The organism is Lysinibacillus sp. UBA5990 (assembly GCF_002429815.1).
In the GTDB taxonomy this organism is placed as follows: domain Bacteria; phylum Bacillota; class Bacilli; order Bacillales_A; family Planococcaceae; genus Lysinibacillus; species Lysinibacillus fusiformis.
Window position 1 is genome coordinate 93,048 of sequence record NZ_DJAY01000009.1, and the last position, 21,124, is coordinate 114,171.

Genomic DNA, 21,124 nt, shown 5'->3' on the forward strand with positions numbered 1-21,124 from the left:
AGATGTATGATAAATTTCCTGATTCAATCACCATACCAAATCTCCTTGAGATAAATTACGTTTGAAGACTTTGGAGTTATTCAAAGGATCAGTGTTTAGCCAGTGAAAAGGGAATCACAATTACCTACATCCCACCATCTATAAAGGTAAGGGTTCATGCCGAACGAATAAAAAACTATGGAGAGGAATGTGAGTAGACATTGGAAAATCAAAATGAGTGGATTGAAGAAAAGCAGCACCTTGAGAGTTGTTTAAATATTATTGATGACAAAATGAAGGAATTACTGCTTAAAGAAAAAGGGTTTAAAGAAAATGCTGTAGCCATCAAGAAAACTTTCTGGAACGATGTCAGAGTCAATTTAGATACTGCTGAGGATGTTGATGAAACATTCTTTGCTATTAAACAACAAGTAGAGCTACTTTCAGACTCAGAACTTGCACAGCAAAGGGCCATTCGAAATGTAAAGGTTTATGAACGTTTACAGCAGTCACCCTATTTTGCACGAATCGATTTTTTACAAAGTGAGCATTGTGAACCTCTAAAAATTTATATAGGTGTTGCCACACTTTTGGATGAGCAAGATGAAAACATCATCATTTATGACTGGCGTGCACCCATTTCCAGTATGTATTATGATTGCACACCTGGTGAAGCTTCATACGAAACTACAACGGAGGATATTCACGGTGAGATGCTGCTTAAACGGCAATTTATTATTAAAAATGGTCAGCTACAATCCATGTTTAATACGGGCCTAACCATTGGTGATGACTTATTGCTCGATATCCTTGCACAAAATGCAAACGAACATATTCGCAGTATCGTTGCAACTATTCAAGCGGAACAAAATAAAATTATTCGCCATATCCACTCACGTTATCTCATAGTAGAAGGTGTTGCGGGTAGTGGTAAAACAGCCGTTGCACTCCAACGGGTGGCTTATTTATTATACCGATATCGTAATGAAATGACAGCAGATCAAATTCTACTAATTACACCTAATCATCTTTTTAATCAATATGTCCATACCGTCTTACCTGATTTAGGTGAAGACAATATGCAACAACTAACGTTTATTGAATATGCTGAAAAACGTTTAGGGCGTCAGTTCCAATTAGAATATCCTTATGAGCAACTTGAAGATCTATTAACAGAAAAAGATGAGGCTCAATATGTAACAAAATTAAATAGCATTTCGTTTAAAGCAAGTCTGACTTACAAACAATTGATCGACCAATATGTAAGCTATTTGTCGAACAAAGGCTTATTATTTAAAAACATTGTTTTTCGTGGAGAACGAATTATTACTGCACAGGAAATTACGGAGTACTTTTATTCTTTCCCATCCTCCATGTCCATACCAAATCGCCTACAATTAGTGAAGGAATGGTTATTACAAAAATTAACAAAAATTGAAAGAGCTGAACGTACGAAGGATTGGGTAGAAGAAGCGACTGAGCTATTAGACAAGGAAGACTACTCCAAGTCTTACAGTGAGCTCTTATATGAGGGACGCTATACTGAAAACTCATTTGATGATTTTGATCATGAACGCAAAAAATTAGCGCGCCAAATTGTAAAAAAACATTTTAAACCATTACGAAACTCTGTCAATCAATTAAGGTTCGTTCATATATTAGGTACCTATCGTCAACTATTTGATATATCTAATACTCTCTATCAAGAATTTCAGCAGCTTGTACCAGACAATTGGGAGGACATTTGCCAAAACACCCTTCCTAATTTAGCAAAACGATTGATTGCTTATGAAGATGCAGCTCCATTTTTATATTTACAGGATAAAATTGAAGGTCAACAGACAAATACGACAATTCGTCATGTATTAATTGATGAAGCACAAGATTATTCACCATTCCAACTAACCGTCTTACAGCAGTTATTCCCTAAAGCTCGTATGACGATTTTAGGCGATGGCCATCAAACCATACATCCGCATACCTTTGATAATCCTTCTCTGCTCGACCCTCAATTATATGGCGAGCATGCAGAAAAGATGATTTTAACGAAAAGCTATCGTTCGACAAAGCAAATTATTCAGCTCACGGCTAAAATTTTAAATGATGGTAGTGTAGTAGAGGCGTTTAACCGAAATGGCCCAGAACCTTCAATTACAATTTTGCCAAATGAAGTGGAATTAAATAAACAAATTATCCAGAGCATCAACACACTATCTCATAAATTTGAAACGATCGCTGTTATTTGTAAAACTGCAGCAGAATGCTCAGCAGTGTTTGAACAATTAAGCAATCACGTTGATATTCAACTTATTACGCACAATACTAAGCAATTTAAAAAGGGTATATTATTACTCCCAGCCTATATGGCAAAGGGGATCGAATTTGACGCGGTCCTTATCTATAATGCATCAGCAGCCAACTATTCACGAGAAACAGAACGTAACTATTTCTATACAGCCTGTACAAGAGCTATGCATGAGTTGCACATTTATTCCATCAACAAATTAACGTACTTCCTTCAATCATAGGGAAGTGTTTCATAAAATATTAAATAAGCGAAGTGATTTCCATTCAGGGCTACAAAGCTCCAGATAACACCCCTGCATACATCGGAGCTTAGTCCGAATGGAAATCATCCTTGTTATATATAGAATGTATAGTCTTCTGGAATGACACGCTTTAAAAATTTCTTTGTGCGTTCCTCTTTTGGGCTAACAAAGATATCATGAGGGCTACCTTCCTCTACCACAACGCCTCCATCCATGAAAATAACACGATTCGCTACATCTTTCGCAAAGCCCATTTCATGTGTCACCACAAGCATTGTTGTCCCCTCAGCTGCAATATTTTTCATGACCTGTAGTACCTCGCCTACTAATTCGGGGTCAAGTGCAGACGTTGGCTCATCGAATAAAATAATATCAGGATTCAATGCTACTGCGCGTGCAATTCCTACCCGTTGTTGTTGACCTCCAGATAACTGACTTGGATATGCATTATATTTTTCAGATAAGCCTACTTTATCAAGAGCCTTTTTGCCAATTTCCACAGCCTGTGCCTTAGCAACTTTACGTCCAATAATTAGCCCTTCCGTGACATTTTCTAATGCTGTTTTATTCGTGAAAAGATTATAATTTTGGAAGACAAATGCCACACGTTGGCGAATTGCATGTACGTCTTTTTTCTTTACATGTTGAAAATCAACTTCAATATCTCCAAATGTTGCATGCCCTTGATCCGCTTTTTCTAGAAAATTGATACAACGTAATAGTGTTGTTTTTCCTGAGCCACTAGGACCTAAAATAACAACAACATCACCTTGATCAATAGCTAGATCTACACCCTTTAAAATTTCATTTTCACCAAATGATTTATGAATATTTTTTATTTCTAACATGTTCGTTCACCCCTTAGGCGTTTGCCGCTTTGTATTTGCTTAAATATTTTTCATATCGCTTGAACAAGTATTCGACAGTGCTACATAAAATCAAGTACACAATAAAGATATCAAGATAGGCTTCCACGTAATTGTAGCCGACATTTGCAGCCACCTTTGCCTTCAAGGTAATTTCAGGTAAAGACATTGCGTACCCTAAGGAAGTTGCTTTAATCAAATTGACTGTCGCAGTACAAATATTCGGTAGCGCAACAACTAATGCTTGTGGAATAATGATTCGGGTATATGCTTGGAATGTTGTCAAGCCTACTGAGTATGCTGCCTCTAATTGTCCCTTTTCAATGGTACTTAGCGCAGAACGAAATACCTCTATTAATATAGCTGTTGAACTGAATGCAAACACAATAAATGCATACCATATTGGATTGATTTTATATATATCATATGGAATTTGATATTTTTCAAAAATAATTTTTAACATAAGCGGAATACTACTATAAATAATAAAGATTTGTATAATAATTGGTGTTCCTCGCACAAAGGATACGTAGATCTTTGCTAAATGATGTATTACTGGAATTTTATTAATCCTCGTTAATGCTAGTAAAAACCCTAGGGGTAGAGCAATCAACAAAGCAACAACAGTGACAAGGAGTGCGATAGGAACACCTGATAATGCGACAAAAAATGTTTCAAGTAAAAATTGATAATTCATGGTTACGCCTCCTTACGTTGTTTCTAAAGTCTTTTTACCCCTACCAAATATCTTTTCTAATATAGAAAATATTTTTTCAATAATAATAGATAGTACCCAATAAATAATAGCCAAGGCGATATAAATCTCTAAGGCATGAGCATTAATATTACTAGCTATAATTAAATTGGCCTTCCCTACAATATCAATTAATCCGATCGTATAGGCCAAGGCACCTTCCTGTAATAAAGCAATCATGCCATTTCCAAAGTTCGGTAATGCGACGACAAGTGCCTGGGGGAAAATAATTCTTCGGTAGGCTTGTATGGGCGTTAACCCTACACTAACAGCCGCTTCAAACTGCCCTTTCGGAATGGCTAAATAAGCCGATCGCATCACCTCTGACATAATTGCTGCAAATTGTAAGGTGAATGTTACTACCACGAAAATAGCCGTTTCAATGGAATGGAGATTGAGACCAAGGTTTTCAGCTAATGTGGGTACACCATAATAGACAAGAAATAATAAAACAATAGATGGTGTACATCGCATAATCGTTGTATATAGATTCGCTAGTTTTCGTAATAGCTTAACAGAAGAGAGCTTAGCGGCTGCTAGTAATAAGCCAAATATTGTGCCTAAGACAATAGAGGACCCTGCCACTAAAAACGTAATTTTTAAAAACGGTAATAAGACGGGTATTGCGCTCCAAATATAGGTCGCGTCAAAGTATTTATCCATTTCCTCACCAACTTTTGTTTTATGAATAAAGACTGCTGAGCATGCCAGCCTCAACAGTCTTCATAATGGTCAATATGCTTTAAATTAACGATTAACAGTTTCTAACACTTCAAATAAATCACGGCCATAGAATTTCGTGCTCAATTCGTTTGTTTGCTTCTGTTCTTTAATTTGAGCAATGGCTTTATCGTAAGCATCCGCAAATTCTTGTTCTTTTTTATTGAAAAGTGGCCATGTTTTAATCACAGAAAATTCATTATAGACTACTTCATCTTTTAAGTTATTATAGGGTCCATCTTCTGCAAGTACTTGCTGTTTAAATGGTCCTTCAATCATAACGCCACCATCGACGCGCCCTTCATTTACCCACTGCACAACATCAACTGTAAATGCGTCACCCGCTTGAAGCTTTACTTTATTGTCAGGGTTGGCCGTATTATATTCATCAATAATTGTGTATTGCGCGTTATTAGCTGCAATAGGTGCCAACGAATAGCCCTTTTTCGCAAAATCAGCTAATGTCTTTATCCCTTCATCTTCTTTACGTAATACTAGGCCTGCACTACTTAATCCTAAAAATTCCTTTGGGAAAATAAATTTCTCTGTACGCTCCTGTGTAAAGAATGCGTTTTTCACCCCAACCTGATATTTCCCTTGCTCTACACCAATTAATAAATCATCACTTGTCGTTCCTACATATTCAAATTGATAGTCAGGTAATAATTCATCTACTAATTTCATTACCTCTACGTCATAACCTGTTGGATTTCCATTATCATCTATATAACTAATAGGCTTTGAGGCCTGATCATAGGCAACTTTGACGGTACGAACTTCGCTACCATCATCTGAATTCTTATCAGCTGATTCTCCAGAATTACAGCCCGCTAAAAGTGCGATGGAAGCCAATCCAATCGCGGCAAATTGAAATATCTTATTCTTCTTCATGAAACATTTCTCCTTATTATCCACATTATTATAGATGGTCATTTAATTTCTGCTGTTCGATAGCAGCCGTTGCTAATTTAATTATGGTCATATCATCCATTGGTGGGTTATGAAGCCCCGCACGTACGTTTCGATAATAGCGCTGTAGCGGATTTGACAATTGTAAGCTTTTCGCCCCGACTACACGCATCGACTTATCAACAATGTCAATTGCGATATTCGTTACGGTATGTTTAGCAACAGCCATTTCATTTGTTAAAATGGCGCGTCTTGCCGGATCATCGTATGCCTCAGCTACCCCATATAAGACAAAGCGTGCTTGATGAAGCTTTAACTCAATGTCTCCTAAAAGCTGTTGAACATTTGGTAATGTACTAATCGGGGCATTCAAGCTATTAGGCTGATGATGATTAGCGAAATGTACGGCATAGTCACGGGCAGCTTGTGCAATGCCTAAGTATGTGGCCGGGATATGTAGAATCCAGCCATTTATTTTACCACCACTAGGATGGTTTGGTAATTCGACTAAGTGATCTTTAGCCACAACGACATCATTTAATACGAGATCATGGCTGCTAGTACCTCGCATGGCAGACATTTCCCAATTTTCCTCAACGGATAATCCTATTGAATCTTTATGGATAAGGAAGAACCCAATTTGTTGCTTCTCTTCAATCCAAGCTGAAGTGAGGAAATAATCTAACACTGGCGAAGCTGTAGTAAAGATTTTGCGTCCATTTATGCGCCATCCGTCTTTTAGTGAAACAGCATTTGTTCCTGGTCTCCCCCCACGTGTTGGGCTCCCAGTTGCTGCTTCACTTACAGCCCTATTAATCATGGCGCCTTTCTTTATTTCCTCTGCGAATGCCGTTAATAAATCCTCCGTCCATAATTTTGTGGCATATATTTCGCCCACAACGCCTAATGTCCATCCGAGGGAGAGCGAGGCATTCTCGTCATAGCTTGCTAATGTTTCTTGTATAAGCACCATGTCATAGACTGATAGGCCCTCTCCTCCATATTGTTTCGGTAAAGTCAGTTGCGGATAACCAATTTGTTGGAGTAGTCGATGTGCTTCAAACGGGAAACGAGATTGTTCATCTACCTCAGCTGCCTCGGCCTTTATAGGACTTGAGATGGCTTCTAACTTCTCTAACCAAAATCGTTGTTGCTCCGTTTTAACAAATAAATTCTTCAAAAAATCTCCTTCTTCCCAATATATATAAATCTTATATATTTACTAAGAATTAATAATAAAAAAAATCCCGCGCTACAAATTTGTAGTGAGATAACATGTGGTACTGAATTTTCTGATTCGTTGACATTTATATTACTTATCACTTTTAAAAATGTCAATGGGTGAAATTCAAGTTTTTTTGTCTGTTTAATATGGTTTAGACCTATTCGAATTTTTATGCACCAAGCTTTGTTTACAACATATGCTAAGACTATGAGAGAGGTGTATATATGACGAATAACATAAATTCTCCGCAAGGTGCGGGCATCGCATCCCATTTAGCACCACAGGTTATTCAAACTAAATTTGGAGATATTAATGGGGATGGCTTCTTTGAAACTATTTTTTTAATGGGGACTCAAAAGCCTGGTAGCCCTTTATGGGAAAACATAACCTTAACCATTTTTTACGGGCAAACAGGGCGAATCGAACAAATCCCACTAAAAGAAAATGTGGGCTATCACCCAACCATTTTTCTAGGAGATTTTACTGGAAATCATATTGAGGATATCTTGGTCATTTCTGATACAGGAGGTAGCGGAGGAATTATTAACGGGGAATTATTCTCCTCTACCAATAATCAGGTGCATTCCATTTTTGACACAGAATCATTCAATACCAAGCTCCACTATACTGTCAATTATGCCAACAACTATAAGGCAGTTGTTCAAAGTAAGGCTCCTGCAAAAAAATATATACTTGATCTACAATATAAAGGCCCGGAATATTTAGCAGAAATCTATCATCCAGATGGGACATTAAAGCAACAGATTGAAGGTTGGGTTGACCCAATTAGTGGATTATACCCTGTTGATTATGATCGGGATGGGACCTATGAAATTTTAGCTTATCAAGAGATTGCAGGTAGGTACCATGCAGATGGCTTAGGGTATGTGGAAAATATATTAAAATGGGATGGCCATGAATTTGTAGTAGATCGACAAACGGTTAGTATTTTCGGAGAAGATTTATCATAGAGGGCTAACTCACATTTATATAAGAAGATATTAAACAGGAATCTGCTTATTTTTGCCTACTTCACGACAAAAATAAGCAGATTCATTCATTTATTATTATTTTTCAACTAATGCAAAGTAATTGTTTTCTGGATCAGCAAAATTAAAAACTCTACCCATTGGCATCATGACTAAATCGCCCACTTTAATGCCCTTTGCCTGAAAATCCTGATACATTTCTTCAATTTGGTCAGCGTAAAACATAATAGAGGGTGTTCCTAAATTTAATTCTGGCTGCATTTTAGCAATGATTTCTTTATTGTGTAGCACAAAGGATGTTTGAGCTTCCTTCGACGGTGCAATTTCAATCCAACGCATTCCCGCCTCTTCCTGCTCGTTTTTAATAATAAACCCTACTTTTTCTGTCCAAAACTTCACTGCAGCATCTTGGTCGTTAACATATAACATGACTTGTCCAATTTGATGAATCATGACTCTATTCCCTCCTCTTTTATGAAATTAGTATACAACAAATCAAAGCATTATATAGCTTCTAACAAATCTGTTTAGCGAAATTTCTAAAAATTGATAATAATATCTTTTAGGGCTTACCTTTTACTTTATTTCTGTTAGAATGAGAATTATTTACCTTATAGGGAAAAGTATAGAATAAAAAATGTTATGTGAGGATAATACAAGTGAAACAACTAAGTGTAAGAAAAAAGCTTATTTTTTCGTTTTTAGCAATGCTTCTCATTCCAACACTGTTAATTGGAATAGTGTCGTACCAAAGCGCTGAAAAGCAAATTTCAGAAGAACAGCAAGCTAGTGCAACTGAAAGCGTGCGCATACTTAATACAAATATTACGAACACGATTGAACCAAAATTGCAAGATGTACAATATTTCTCAAAAAAGTTTAATCAATCTTATTTCCAGGAAAATAAAATTCCTGAGCTTAAATCCCTTCTACAGGAATATGTGAATATGCACCCTGAAGTTGACCTTATTTATATTGGTACTGCTGAAGGGAAACTACTGGATGAACCTGTTCAAGTGTATGCGGATGACTTTGACCCTCGTACAAGACCTTGGTATAAGCAGGCTTTAGAAAATAATGGCCAAGTCTCAATTACCGCACCTTATGTTTCAAAATCTACAGATGATATGGTCATTACCATCACTCAAGCTCTACCAGATGGTTCAGGTGTATTAGGAATAGATTTAAATATTTCTACATTAAGCGACATTACGAATGAAATACGCATCGGCGAAACGGGCTATGCCTCTCTTTTAGATAACAATAAAATCTATATTGCTCAGCCTGATACGGAAAGTGGTACGGAGGCAACAGAAAACTATATCGCGAAAGTTTATGAACAAGAAAGCGGGACGATTACTGATAGAGATCGTCATTTACAGTTTGTTACTAATGAGCTTACTGGTTGGAAGGTTATTGGTACAATGTTTACCGTAGAAGCAGCAAAAGCAGCTGCCTCCACATTAAATATCAACTTAATAATCATTGTTGTCTCAATTGTAGTTGGTGTGATTTTTATGCTCTTTATGATTAAATCTGTTGTTAATCCCATTAATAAGCTAAAACATAGCGCCTTAAAAATTAGTGAAGGCGATTTAACTGAGTTTATAGACATTCATTCCAAGGATGAAATTGGGCAACTTGGTGAAGCCTTTATCTCTATGAAGGTAAGCTTGAAAAAACTGATTCGCAACGTGGACCAAAGCTCGCAGCATGTACAAACTTCTGCTCAAGATTTATCTGCAAACGCTGAGCAAAATATTGCTACCTCTGAGCAGGTTGCTGACGCCGTACAACAGATGGCTATCAGTACAGAGAAACAAACTACTGCTATTGACCAAAATGCGATTTCCGTGGAGGAAATTGCTAAAGGGGTTGTCGAAGTTGCAGATAGTTCTATGCAGGTATCTGACCTTTCTAGCCATGCTATCCAATTGGCAGAGGAAGGTGGTCAAGCTGTCGAACAAACCGTTAGGCAGATGAATTCGATTCATGAGTCTGTTACACAATCAGATACAATGATTAAGACACTTTATGATCGCACAAAAGAAATCGGCTCCATTTTGGAAATGATTAGTGCGATTTCAGACCAAACAAATTTACTTGCGCTGAATGCTGCTATAGAGGCAGCTAGAGCAGGAGAGCATGGAAAAGGTTTTGCCGTAGTGGCCGATGAAGTTCGAAAATTAGCAGAGCAATCACATCACTCAGCAGAACAAATTTCTACACTCATTACGACGATTCAACAAGATACCGCTAAATCTGTACAAACAATGGTAAAAGCATCTTCAGATGTCCAAGATGGCTTACAACTAACGGAGGAAACGAATAAAAAATTCGCCAATATTATTGCAAGCCTTCGAAACATCGCACCAAAAATGGAGGATATTTCGGCTTCTGCTCAAGAAATGTCAGCAGTCGTGGAGGAAGTCTCTGCTACAGCCATTGAACTATCAGACCATGCTAAATTAAATGCAGCCGCTACAGAGGAAGTTGCAGCTTCAACTGAAGAGACTTTATCCTCCATGCAAGACATAGCTTCTGCTGCTAAAACGTTACTTGATATGGCTGATGAATTACAGGGTCATGTAAATCGTTTTCACTATTAAGGTACCTCATTTTAAAATCTGGGTTCAGTACTTCATTGAACTCAGATTTTTCTTTTGTAAAGAACTACAAAATAGGACATTTTTCTTTAAATATCACCAAAACATAACTTTATTTTCCAGATTTTTCAGAAAATTATGTTGATTATTCTCCTTTTTCCTCTTAGAATCAGATTACAACATGAAAGACTAATTCAATGAACAACAATTATTAGCCTTCGTTGTCCCATGATCTACAAACTAATCATGACATGTTAAGGAGGAATACCCTATGAAAAAACTTAGTTTAAGAAAGAAACTCATCTTTGCATTTTTAGTCATCCTTCTCGTTCCTGCACTTATGATCGGTTATACCTCCTTTAAAAGTACTAAAAGTCAAATTTTAAAGGAGCAACAAGCAAGTGCTATGGAAAGTGTCAGAATGCTAAATACCAATATTACAAATATGATTGCGCCTAAAGTACATGATATTGAATATTTTGCAAAAAAGTTAAATCTATCTCATTTACAGCCAGAGAATCGTCAGGAATTGAATAATCTTTTCCAAGAATACGTTCATACACATCCAGAGGTAGAATTGCTTTATATTGGTACTGCAGATGGTGGCATGATTGATGCACCTATCCATGAGTATGCAAGCGATTATGATCCGCGTGTTCGACCTTGGTATACAGAAGCGGTTGAAAACAAGGGACAAGCATCGATTACTTCTCCTTATCTATCAAAATCTACAAATAATATCGTAGTGACCGTTATGCAAGCTCTCCCTGATGATTCAGGTGTTATTGCCTTAGATTTAAATATCTCTGTTCTAAGTGCACTAACAGATGATACTCGTATTGGGAAAACCGGCTTTGCTGCCATACTGGATAATAATCAGCTATATGTAGCACAAAGGGATAAGGAAAGCGGCACCGAAGCTACAGAAAAATATATATCCAAGGTTTATGAACAACAGGAAGGCATCATTATTGAAAAAAACCAACATTTACGCTTTGAGACAAACGAACTGACAGGATGGAAGGTTATCGGAACAATGTTTACCGTAGAGGCTACAGATGCTGCCTCAGCAACCTTTAATATCACCCTACTAATCATTGCAGTTTCTATTATTGTTGGCATTATTTTTATGCTTGCTATGATTAAATCCATTGTTAGCCCTATTAAGCGATTACAGCAGAGCGCACTAAAAATAAGTGATGGGGATTTAACGGAATATATTGATATTCATACGAAGGATGAAATTGGACAGCTTGGTGAGGCATTTGTCTCCATGAAAGTAAACTTAAAAAAGCTCATTCGCAATGTTGATCAAAGCTCTCAGCATGTTCAAACTGCTGCACAAGGTCTTTCAGCAAATGCTGAGCAGAATATCGCTGCTTCTGAACAAGTGACAGAGGCAATGCAGCAAGTAGCTATCAGTACAGAAAAACAAACAACAGGAATCGATCAAAATGCCATTTCCATAGAGGAAATTGCAAAAGGAGTTGTAGAGGTAGCAGATAGTGCACTACAAGTCTCTGATCTATCCAGTCAGGCTATCCATTTAGCAGTGGAGGGTGGACAATCTGTCGAACAATCGGTGAATCAAATGGTATCCATCCATCAATCTGTAGCACAGTCTGATAGCATGATTAAATCACTATTCGATCGTACAAAAGAAATAGGCTCCATCATCGAGATTATTAGTAATATTTCAGACCAAACAAATCTTCTTGCATTGAATGCAGCGATTGAGGCAGCACGAGCTGGCGAAAATGGCAAAGGCTTTGCAGTTGTGGCAGATGAAGTACGTAAATTGGCAGAACAATCTCATCAATCAGCAGAGCAAATTGCCACGCTAATTACAGGCATTCAACAAGATACGGCTAAATCTGTTCAAACCATGATGAAGGCTTCTACAGATGTCCAAGAGGGCTTACAACTGTCTGAGGACACAAAGAAGAAATTTATAAGTATTATTGAGAGCTTACGAAACATTGCTCCTAAAATGGAGGATATATCGGCTTCTGCTCAGGAAATGTCTGCTGTAGTGGAAGAGGTTTCGGCAACGGCCATTGAACTGTCGGATCATGCTAAACTCAATGCAGCAGCATCTGAAGAAGTAGCCGCTTCAACTGAACAAACATTGTCCTCGATGCAGGAAATCGCATCATCTTCTAAAGCATTACTCGATATGGCGGATGAATTACAGGGCTATGTCGATCGTTTTCATTACTAACAATAAAGCACGGTGACCAATCACCGTGCTTTGAATTATATTAATTATTCATTTACCTCATGGCTAAACTGCCACTCTACACCAAATTTATCTGTAAGGGAGCCGTAACATTTGCTCCAAAAAGTTTCTTGAAGCTCCATAACAACTTTCCCACCATCTTTAAGCTTATCAAATGCTTTTCGCATCTGCTCTTCGTCATCAGAAACAACTGCTAATGTAACATTGTTTCCAACCGCATATGGTGAGCCTGGAAATGTATCTGAGAACATAATTCTACTACCGAATACGGAAAGTCGTGTATGCATAACAAGATCTTTTGCTTCCTCTGGTAATGGATAATCAGGGTTTTGTGGTGAATCCCCAAACGTCATAATTTCAGCCTTGTCCGTACTAAAAGCATCTTCGTAAAACGCTACAGCTTCTCGACAATTCCCGTTAAAAACTAAATATACCTCTACCGCCATTTCCAACACTCCCTTGACATTTTTTGAAACAATTATATTGTACATGGATTATAAATCATAACACAAACTAAAAGATAAATAATTCATCTATAACATAAGAAATATAGCCTTATCTTCAAATTTTTTATTTATTTTAGCAAAAGCTTTGACATTTCCTCAAAAATCATGTAAATTACCAAATGGCGAACAATTTAAAATAAATCATTAAAAATATTCGTATTTTAGGAGTGTATATAATGGATAACGTATTTGACTATGAAGATATTCAACTAATTCCCGCAAAATGTATTGTAGAAAGCCGTTCAGAATGTGATACTTCCGTTACTTTAGGAGGGCATACTTTTAAACTTCCTGTAGTACCTGCTAATATGCAAACAATTATTGATGAAACTCTTGCTAAGAAGCTTGCTGAAAACGGTTACTTTTATATCATGCACCGCTTCCAACCAGAAGCACGTATTAACTTTATTCAAGATATGCATGGCAGTGATTTAATTGCTTCTATTAGCGTTGGTGTAAAAGAAGAAGAATATGCGTTTATTGAAGAATTAGCAGCTACAAATGTAGTACCCGATTTCATTACAATCGATATTGCACATGGCCATTCTAATGCTGTTATTCGTATGATTCAGCATATTAAAAAACACTTACCAAGTAGCTTTGTTATTGCTGGTAACGTGGGAACACCAGAAGCTGTACGTGAGCTTGAAAACGCTGGGGCTGATGCGACAAAAGTTGGAATTGGACCAGGTAAAGTATGTATTACTAAAATTAAAACAGGCTTTGGTACAGGTGGCTGGCAGTTAGCTGCACTTCGTTGGTGTGCAAAAGCTGCTACAAAGCCAATTATTGCTGATGGTGGTATTCGTACACATGGTGATATTGCTAAGTCTGTACGTTTTGGCGCTTCAATGGTAATGATCGGTTCTTTATTCGCGGGTCACGAAGAGTCACCTGGTCAAACAATCGAAGTCGAGGGTAAAAAGGTAAAAGAATACTTCGGCTCTGCTTCAGAATTCCAAAAAGGCGAACGTAAAAACGTCGAAGGAAAGAAAATGTATGTTGAGCATAAAGGAAATATTAAAGATACATTAATTGAAATGCAGCAAGACTTACAATCTTCTATTTCTTATGCAGGCGGCACAAAGCTAGATGCTATTCGAAATGTTGATTATGTAATCGTGAAAAACTCTATCTTCAATGGAGATAAAGTGTACTAATACGTTACAACCCCACTTCAGGACAGAACAGTCTGAAGTGGGGTTTTTTAGATCATTTCATTATCCCCATTTCTTTATAAACACCGTGCCTACAATAAAAAACAAAATACTCTATTTATTATCAGAATTTTCTATTTTATTAGATAATTTTATATTATACTATAACTATACTGTATTACTTAGAGGAACGGAGGTCTTTTCTATGATTAAATCAGTACGTAATAAGTTGGTCGCTTTAGCCATTATTGTTATTCTCATATCTACAGTGCTGGTTGGAACAGTGAATTATTTTGTAGCAAAAGGCGAGATGGATCAGGTAGGTAGACAAAGTCTTAAGAATGGTACTCTAGGCATACTTGAATTAATTGCACAATTAGATGGCCAGGTTCAAAATGGAAAATTAACGTTAGAGGAAGCACAGGAAAGTGCCAGAACACAGATTGTTGGTAATAAAATTGAAGATCAAAAGCGATCAATCGATAACCCTGTAAAATACGGTGATAATTTTTATTTCTATGCCTTTAAGGACAATGGTATGGTTGAAACTCACCCCTCTCTTGAAGGTCAAAATATATCCGACTTACAAACGAGCGATGGACGTTATTTTGTAAAGGAAATGATTGAAACGGCACAAGCAGGTGGCGGATATGTGCGGTATGACTGGGCCCTACCCTCCAATCCAGATATTGTTGCTCCAAAAATTACTTATGTTGAAATGGACAAGCATTGGGGATGGATTATCGCGGCTGGTACATATGAAATGGATTTTAATGCAGGCACTAAAAATGTTTTAGTTTACACACTTGGTACAACCATCCTAGCTACTATAATTGGTGTCGTGCTATTTTGGTTCTTCTCTGGACAGATGACCGCCTACATAAGAAAAATTATGGTGATCACATCGGATATTGCGCAAGGTAAGCTTACAGGAGAGGACATCCCCGTTACGACAAAGGATGAACTTGGCACACTAGCGAATAATGTCAATAATATGAAGCAAAGCTTGCATGAGATGGTCAACAATACAAAGGATAGTGCCTCCCAAATGAGAATTTCTTCAGAAATGCTTAGTGCGATTACAGAGGAAACGACCGCCTCAGCTGATGAAATCCATCAAGCTATCAACGACATTTCTAAAGGGGCTGTTGTGCAAGCAGAGGAAGCTGAAATGGCTAGTAGTAAAGTGGAAACACTATCATCTCTGATTTCTAATGCTACAAGTAAATATAAGGACATTACCGAAAATATGAATACTATTAATCAATCACAAGAAAATGGTAGACAAAAAGTAGATCTATTACTGCAAAATTCTCATGAATTCACGCAAGTAATCGAAGAATTAAGAACTAATTTTTCAAGTTTAACAAATCAGATGAAAGAAATTCATCAAGTAGTTCAAACAATAACTTCCATTTCAGAGCAAACAAATTTATTAGCGCTAAATGCAAGTATCGAAGCCGCTCGTGCAGGCGATCACGGTAAAGGATTTGCTGTAGTTGCAGAAGAAGTACGAAATTTATCAGAGGATACAAATGAAGCAACTAGTCATGTCAAAAATCTATTACAGCGCATTGAGATTGATACGGTCAATTCAGATACAAAAATGATACACACTCTTCAGCTTTCACAAAGTCAGGCAATGTCGATTACAGAAGTAAAAGGAGCTTTTACTTTCCTAGCCGATTCTATTCAGGATATAACCGAGCACCTTGTTTCTCTTAATGAGGGTATGAGTGAAATGGCAGAAAACCGTGTAGTTGTCATTCATGCTATTAACGAAATAGCATGCGTGGCCACAGAGTCTGCTGCTGCAACAGAGCAAATCAATGCATCCATTGATGAACAAAAGTCAGCCGTTACGTCTATCATGCACTCCTCACAGGAGCTCCATACAGAGGCAGAGCGCATGTATGATTTAGTAGAACGCTTTACATGACATGTGACATCCTATAAAAAAGAATGCTACGAATTGGTCGTAGCATTCTTCTTTTCATTATAGTTTGTTAATAACTGCGTGGATTGTTTCCTTTAGTTCTGCATCATAGCTAGAAAGATCTACAAGGTTTCCTACACGCTCACGTAATACTGGGCGTTCAATTACTAGCTTCTCATCAAGTACTTGAACAAGTAGTTCGATAATAAGACGATCGCGAACAACTAACGCTTCTTCTAAACGCTCTGGTGTAATTTTCGCATCTGTTTTTGCTGATTTTGCCATTTCAAAAACCCCTTTTAAATTTTAAATTCATGCACATCTATTTTAGCATACCACTAAATTATTTTAAAAACTTTCTTTCGCAAAAAAATACCAAAACTTTACAATTTATAAAAGAAAGATTTACGACAATTTGTTATATTTATATCATAATACACTCGTATTTTGCCATATGATAAATATGTTTAGGCTCACTATACAAATCCGATTGGAGGAGTTATATGAATCATAAAAATTCAACCTATATACAGCTCATTAAAGCTGTACCAAAGTCTTTGCAACTTTTTCTGAATGTTTGCCTAGTCCTCTTAGCACTCATACTAGCATTTTTACTCTTTAAGGAGCTAATAGAATTTCTTAAAATATTGCTCTTCTCTAAGGAAGGTGGCGATTACAAGCTATTCCTTGCCAACATCCTTATATTTTTCTTGTACTTTGAGTTCATTACGATGATTATTAAATATTTTAAAGAGGATTATCATTTTCCGCTTCGATACTTTATATATATTGGTATCACAGCTATGATTCGATTAATTATCGTTGAGCACGATCATCCTCTTAATACGTTAATTTATTCAGTTATTATTCTCATACTCATCATTAGTTACTTTATTATTAATATTACACCACTTGAAAGACCGACACGATCATCTCTATTTATGAAAAAGGAACATTAGCCTAGCGCAACTATTCTAAAACGCCGTCGTACATTTTGGTTTTTCAAATACAAAGAAAAATTGCTGTAAAGCCTGTAGATATTGCTCCTGACTGATTTTTATTTGCTGCAACATATACAGTTCTTGGACCGTTATGACTCCCATTACCAGTGAGGAAAGCTCAGCCACATCTATAATTATTTCCACATCATAGTGACTACTTTCAATAAAGTTAATCGCGCCTTCAACCACCTCAATAATGAGTTGCTGATTATTTTCAGCAAGTAATGAGTCCATAACTGTTAATTTAAATGTCAATGTTACACCATTAAAATGGTGTGTCGTTAACTCTTCAAAAAAACCTTTTACATTAATAATACGGTACATCAGACCAACCCCTGACACAGCATTTTCATGGTAAACACTAGGAATTAAATGATTTGTACCATTTCTGACATCGCCTAAAAAGAAATGAACATTGTCTTCTTGTGTATTCCACTCAATGCGGTTTACTTGATCAGCCTGACTGTTTAAAAATGTACTCAGCTCTAACAAGGCCTGCGGTGTCTCATATACCCATTCTTTAATGACTAAATTATTCAACATAAAATTACTCTCACCTTGCTTTTCAAATGAAAAAACGATATAGCCTTGTACGGTATCATCCTCTTCCATCGCAATCACATAGTTTTCGTCGTTCTTAAAAATAAAAGAAAGCTCTGATTTTGTTTTGAAAAACATTCCATGCTTTTGAGACGCTACCCTGTTATAACAATCTGTTAGCTGCTGTTGATCTCGCACTGTTAAATATTTAAGGTGCTTCTTCGTTGGGCCTTTAGGAAAGCTTAAGGGCTCTACTAAATATTGATACATTCTCGGTCCATATCCAAACCCCATTTTCTTATAAAAATCTGGCCTAAACGGATACAACGCGACAAAGTGAATATCCTTTGCTAAAAAAAATTGAAAAAATTGATGGATTAACTCCTTCGCAACTTTTTCCTTTTTATGTAGTAAATCAACTGCAACAAGCCCTACTCCGCCAATCGGTATCATTTTAGAAAAAAGGTTCATTTCAAAATCATGTAGTCGCATGCCGCCAATTAGTTTGTCATCTTCCCAAAGTCCAAAATAATTTAGGGATTCATCATGATTTTGATTTTCCATAAAAAGATTTTTCAACTGCTCTTTTGTTGTCTGAGCTCCGTTCATTCTTCCAGGGTAGGCTCCTACAACGATACTCGCAAAAGTTAAAAAGTCTTGTTCTTTTACTAATCTCTCTACCACTCTCATTGTTTCCCCTCCATTTTCAAAGTATGACATGTCGTTCATATTCATTTTCCACCCATAATAACATATATTACCACGTCATATGAATGACAATGAACATGATTAAAGGAGGAATAAAGAAATGACCTTAATTGATGCGTATATCAATGAAGTATCTAAAAGACTACATAAAAATAAACGTGACAACATAAAGCTTGAGCTAAAAGCTACTATTGAAGATATGTTGCCAGAGCCATATTCAGAAGCAGATATGATGGAAGTGCTAAAAAAGCTTGGAAGCCCTGCAAAAGTTGCAGCAAGCTATCAAGATACGCCACGTTTTTTAATTGGTCCAAACGTGTTTGATCCATACACTAGAACCATTAAAATCGTTTTTCCTTGGGCAATTTTAATAACAGTCATTGCTCAGGTAATTCAGAGAATTTTTCTCTATTCAGGAGAAGAGGCCTTGCTCTCCACTATCATTTCAGCATTTGCCATGACGATTGTCGCCATTATTTCTGTATCATTTCATGTTTTGTTTTGGATCACCATTTTCTTCATCGTCATCGAACGCACTGATACGAATAAAATTAAATTATTACCTTTCCTGAATGACCCTAAGGAGTGGACACCTGAAAGTTTAAAAATTAAAACCATTCCTAAAGACAAACTCATCACTTTAAGTGATATAATTTTTAGCTTTTTAGGGATTATTATTTTTACCTTTGTTTATTGGAACGCCAATCGGCTTTTAGGTATTTATACAACAAATGGGAATGGTAGCTTAAAATTTGTTATGCCCATCTTTAATCAAAATATTTTACAATCCTATGCTCTCTTCGTTGTGCTCTGTATCATTCTTAGTCTTACTTTAACATTTTTAAAATGGCGTATGGGGCAATGGACCATGGTAATCGCAATCATCAATGCATTACTTCAAAGTGCGGGGACTATTGTATTTATTCTCATCGCTGTTCATCAAGATTTTATCCATAGTGCTTCCATTCCGTACATTGCGGCAATCGTAGAAAGCAATACAGCAAAGGTCTCCTCTGTCATAGATAAGATCCTACTTGCCAGTATGATCATTGCTGTTTTGGCCAATGCTTTTGATATATATCAAGGATTTAGAAAAGCTAAAATACCAAGCGTTAAAAGTGATAAATTGAAAATCTATGATTGAAAACTCTTCTTTCAAATCGCTAAAATACCTTTCTCCTCTAATGTTTTGTATAATAATATAGTTGGAAGTAATTTATATACACGAATAATAATCTGCACAATTCAATTAGAGTAAGGGGAAATAACTATGACCATTCTTCTAGTAGATGACAATCAAGTCAATTTATTTGTCATTGAAAAAATACTGAAAAATGCAGGTTATGAGCACTGTGTTTCTCTTTCATCTGCTAATGAGCTATTTGATTATTTACAATTAAATGAACCAAATCCAACCGGAAGCTCAGTTGATTTAATTTTATTGGACATTATGATGCCTGAAGTAGATGGTATAGAGGCCTGCAAACGTATTAAACAAATTGAAAGATTGAGAGATATTCAAATCATCTTTGTTACAGCGCTCGAAGATAAAAACAAACTCGCAGAAGCATTAGATATCGGGGGCGTAGATTATATTACAAAACCGATTAATAAAACTGAATTGCTTGCTAGAATACGAGTTGCCCTACGGTTAAAAGCTGAATTAGATTGGCACACGCAACATGAAAAGAAAATACAATACGAATTGGATTTAGCTACTCATGTGCAAAGAAGCCTGCTTAGTCCACCTTTAAATGAAAAAGATATTCGTCTAGAAGTCTCTTACCTACCATCCTCTAACTTGGCAGGTGATATGTACTATTGGCATAAAATAGATGATCATCGTTACGCCATTATTTTATTGGACATGATGGGCCATGGTATATCTGCAGCGCTAGTTTGTATGTTTATCTCCTCGGTTTTAAGAGAGGCTGTTAAACAATTAAACGATCCTGAACTTGTTATTAAAGAACTGAATCGTTATATGACCCTCCTGCAAGATGGCAAGGATGAAAATCTTTATTATTTCACAGCGATTTATTTAGTGATTGATACGAAACAAAAAACAATCGAATACATAAACGCTGGTCATCCTGCTGGGTACGCATTAATTGATGAAGAAACTTGTGTTTCATTAAACCAAGGTAGCTGTGCAGTCGGCTTTTTTGATGAAATTAGTGTCAAAAAACAATATATTCAGTACGACAAAGATGTACAAATTGTTATGTTTACAGATGGTGTATTAGAGGCAATGGGACCTTGCGAAATAGAATCCGAAAAGCATTTGCAAACGCTAACATCCTCTAAATGGGACTATACTCAACCCTTGATCGACAACCTATTGCCTAAGGACAAACAAGACAATCAACCTGATGATATGTGTGTATTAATGATTCAAGCCAGTGCTACTACTGTATAAATAAAAAGAAAGAGGCTACCT

Annotated in this window: 18 protein-coding genes; 9 read left to right on the top strand and 9 right to left on the bottom strand. The window is 36.6% G+C overall.

Going from position 1 to position 21,124, the window contains the following annotated elements; genetic code table 11:
* Positions 1-200: 200 nt before the first annotated feature.
* Entirely contained in the window at positions 201-2,507 is a 2,307-nt protein-coding gene (helD, locus tag B3D94_RS06060; RefSeq protein ID WP_069483176.1) for an RNA polymerase recycling motor HelD, read from the top strand.
* A 113-nt stretch (positions 2,508-2,620) separates the two neighbouring features.
* Here the strand turns inward: helD and B3D94_RS06065 are convergent, their stop codons facing one another.
* The 5 genes from B3D94_RS06065 to B3D94_RS06085 all read right to left on the bottom strand — a co-directional run bounded on the left by B3D94_RS06065 (position 2,621) and on the right by B3D94_RS06085 (position 6,957).
* Positions 2,621-3,376 (bottom strand): amino acid ABC transporter ATP-binding protein, encoded by a 756-nt coding sequence (locus B3D94_RS06065; protein ID WP_054610187.1) that lies wholly within the window; start codon positions 3,374-3,376, stop codon positions 2,621-2,623.
* Between the two features lie 13 nt (positions 3,377-3,389).
* Positions 3,390-4,091 carry an amino acid ABC transporter permease gene (locus B3D94_RS06070; RefSeq protein ID WP_069483175.1) on the bottom strand — a complete coding sequence of 234 codons (702 nt, stop codon included), beginning with the start codon at positions 4,089-4,091 and terminating at the stop codon, positions 3,390-3,392.
* A 12-nt stretch (positions 4,092-4,103) separates the two neighbouring features.
* Positions 4,104-4,811, bottom strand: coding sequence for an amino acid ABC transporter permease (locus tag B3D94_RS06075; RefSeq protein ID WP_069483174.1), 708 nt, complete (start codon positions 4,809-4,811; stop codon positions 4,104-4,106).
* A gap of 84 nt (positions 4,812-4,895) precedes the next feature.
* The gene (locus B3D94_RS06080; protein ID WP_069483173.1) at positions 4,896-5,759 is read right to left on the bottom strand and encodes a transporter substrate-binding domain-containing protein; all 864 of its coding nucleotides are present in this window, start codon (positions 5,757-5,759) and stop codon (positions 4,896-4,898) included.
* 28 nt (positions 5,760-5,787) lie between these two features.
* Positions 5,788-6,957 carry an acyl-CoA dehydrogenase family protein gene (locus tag B3D94_RS06085; protein ID WP_069483172.1) on the bottom strand — a complete coding sequence of 390 codons (1,170 nt, stop codon included), beginning with the start codon at positions 6,955-6,957 and terminating at the stop codon, positions 5,788-5,790.
* Positions 6,958-7,226: 269 nt separating this feature from the next.
* Here B3D94_RS06085 and B3D94_RS06090 point away from each other — a divergent pair, with 269 nt between their 5' ends.
* Positions 7,227-7,973 (top strand): hypothetical protein, encoded by a 747-nt coding sequence (locus B3D94_RS06090; protein ID WP_069483171.1) that lies wholly within the window; start codon positions 7,227-7,229, stop codon positions 7,971-7,973.
* A 96-nt stretch (positions 7,974-8,069) separates the two neighbouring features.
* Here the strand turns inward: B3D94_RS06090 and B3D94_RS06095 are convergent, their stop codons facing one another.
* Entirely contained in the window at positions 8,070-8,444 is a 375-nt protein-coding gene (locus B3D94_RS06095; protein ID WP_036147876.1) for a VOC family protein, read from the bottom strand.
* A gap of 206 nt (positions 8,445-8,650) precedes the next feature.
* On the opposite strand from B3D94_RS06095, the gene B3D94_RS06100 reads away from it, so the two are divergent.
* Positions 8,651-10,600: a HAMP domain-containing methyl-accepting chemotaxis protein gene (locus tag B3D94_RS06100; protein ID WP_291755717.1), complete on the top strand. Its 1,950-nt coding sequence runs from the start codon at positions 8,651-8,653 to the stop codon at positions 10,598-10,600.
* A gap of 268 nt (positions 10,601-10,868) precedes the next feature.
* Complete coding sequence (locus tag B3D94_RS06105) at positions 10,869-12,818, top strand: methyl-accepting chemotaxis protein (protein ID WP_291755720.1); 1,950 nt, start codon at positions 10,869-10,871, stop codon at positions 12,816-12,818.
* A 44-nt stretch (positions 12,819-12,862) separates the two neighbouring features.
* On the opposite strand, the gene B3D94_RS06110 is transcribed toward B3D94_RS06105, so the two are convergent.
* Positions 12,863-13,282, bottom strand: a complete 420-nt coding sequence (locus tag B3D94_RS06110; RefSeq protein ID WP_069483167.1) for a VOC family protein — start codon at positions 13,280-13,282, stop codon at positions 12,863-12,865.
* A gap of 236 nt (positions 13,283-13,518) precedes the next feature.
* On the opposite strand from B3D94_RS06110, the gene guaC reads away from it, so the two are divergent.
* Both guaC and B3D94_RS06120 read left to right on the top strand, forming a co-directional pair.
* Positions 13,519-14,502 carry a GMP reductase gene (gene guaC, locus B3D94_RS06115; protein WP_069483166.1) on the top strand — a complete coding sequence of 328 codons (984 nt, stop codon included), beginning with the start codon at positions 13,519-13,521 and terminating at the stop codon, positions 14,500-14,502.
* A 202-nt stretch (positions 14,503-14,704) separates the two neighbouring features.
* Positions 14,705-16,438: a methyl-accepting chemotaxis protein gene (locus B3D94_RS06120; protein WP_291755724.1), complete on the top strand. Its 1,734-nt coding sequence runs from the start codon at positions 14,705-14,707 to the stop codon at positions 16,436-16,438.
* Between the two features lie 57 nt (positions 16,439-16,495).
* Here the strand turns inward: B3D94_RS06120 and B3D94_RS06125 are convergent, their stop codons facing one another.
* Positions 16,496-16,720 carry a hypothetical protein gene (locus tag B3D94_RS06125; RefSeq protein ID WP_008177853.1) on the bottom strand — a complete coding sequence of 75 codons (225 nt, stop codon included), beginning with the start codon at positions 16,718-16,720 and terminating at the stop codon, positions 16,496-16,498.
* Between the two features lie 218 nt (positions 16,721-16,938).
* Between B3D94_RS06125 and psiE the strand changes: the two genes are divergently transcribed.
* On the top strand, positions 16,939-17,394 hold the full coding sequence (gene psiE / locus B3D94_RS06130; RefSeq protein ID WP_036223213.1) for a phosphate-starvation-inducible protein PsiE: 456 nt from the start codon (positions 16,939-16,941) through the stop codon (positions 17,392-17,394).
* Positions 17,395-17,409: 15 nt separating this feature from the next.
* Here psiE and B3D94_RS06135 read toward each other — a convergent pair whose 3' ends face one another.
* Entirely contained in the window at positions 17,410-18,705 is a 1,296-nt protein-coding gene (locus tag B3D94_RS06135) for a GNAT family N-acetyltransferase (protein WP_291755738.1), read from the bottom strand.
* Between the two features lie 79 nt (positions 18,706-18,784).
* Here B3D94_RS06135 and B3D94_RS06140 point away from each other — a divergent pair, with 79 nt between their 5' ends.
* Positions 18,785-19,828, top strand: coding sequence for an HAAS signaling domain-containing protein (locus B3D94_RS06140; RefSeq protein ID WP_291755740.1), 1,044 nt, complete (start codon positions 18,785-18,787; stop codon positions 19,826-19,828).
* Between the two features lie 126 nt (positions 19,829-19,954).
* On the top strand, positions 19,955-21,103 hold the full coding sequence (locus B3D94_RS06145; RefSeq protein WP_291755743.1) for a fused response regulator/phosphatase: 1,149 nt from the start codon (positions 19,955-19,957) through the stop codon (positions 21,101-21,103).
* The last annotated feature ends 21 nt before the right edge of the window (positions 21,104-21,124 follow it).

What these genes read in the sequence shown, in the direction of transcription:
- B3D94_RS06065 (WP_054610187.1), bottom strand. Translation starts at nt 3,376, where the DNA reads ATGTTAGAAATAAAAAATATTCATAAATCATTTGGTGAAAATGAAATT.
- B3D94_RS06070 (WP_069483175.1), bottom strand. Translation starts at nt 4,091, where the DNA reads ATGAATTATCAATTTTTACTTGAAACATTTTTTGTCGCATTATCAGGT.
- B3D94_RS06075 (WP_069483174.1), bottom strand. Translation starts at nt 4,811, where the DNA reads ATGGATAAATACTTTGACGCGACCTATATTTGGAGCGCAATACCCGTC.
- B3D94_RS06080 (WP_069483173.1), bottom strand. Translation starts at nt 5,759, where the DNA reads ATGAAGAAGAATAAGATATTTCAATTTGCCGCGATTGGATTGGCTTCC.
- B3D94_RS06090 (WP_069483171.1), top strand. Translation starts at nt 7,227, where the DNA reads ATGACGAATAACATAAATTCTCCGCAAGGTGCGGGCATCGCATCCCAT.
- B3D94_RS06095 (WP_036147876.1), bottom strand. Translation starts at nt 8,444, where the DNA reads ATGATTCATCAAATTGGACAAGTCATGTTATATGTTAACGACCAAGAT.
- B3D94_RS06105 (WP_291755720.1), top strand. Translation starts at nt 10,869, where the DNA reads ATGAAAAAACTTAGTTTAAGAAAGAAACTCATCTTTGCATTTTTAGTC.
- B3D94_RS06110 (WP_069483167.1), bottom strand. Translation starts at nt 13,282, where the DNA reads ATGGCGGTAGAGGTATATTTAGTTTTTAACGGGAATTGTCGAGAAGCT.
- guaC (WP_069483166.1), top strand. Translation starts at nt 13,519, where the DNA reads ATGGATAACGTATTTGACTATGAAGATATTCAACTAATTCCCGCAAAA.
- B3D94_RS06120 (WP_291755724.1), top strand. Translation starts at nt 14,705, where the DNA reads ATGATTAAATCAGTACGTAATAAGTTGGTCGCTTTAGCCATTATTGTT.
- B3D94_RS06125 (WP_008177853.1), bottom strand. Translation starts at nt 16,720, where the DNA reads ATGGCAAAATCAGCAAAAACAGATGCGAAAATTACACCAGAGCGTTTA.
- psiE (WP_036223213.1), top strand. Translation starts at nt 16,939, where the DNA reads ATGAATCATAAAAATTCAACCTATATACAGCTCATTAAAGCTGTACCA.
- B3D94_RS06135 (WP_291755738.1), bottom strand. Translation starts at nt 18,705, where the DNA reads ATGAACGACATGTCATACTTTGAAAATGGAGGGGAAACAATGAGAGTG.
- B3D94_RS06140 (WP_291755740.1), top strand. Translation starts at nt 18,785, where the DNA reads ATGACCTTAATTGATGCGTATATCAATGAAGTATCTAAAAGACTACAT.
- B3D94_RS06145 (WP_291755743.1), top strand. Translation starts at nt 19,955, where the DNA reads ATGACCATTCTTCTAGTAGATGACAATCAAGTCAATTTATTTGTCATT.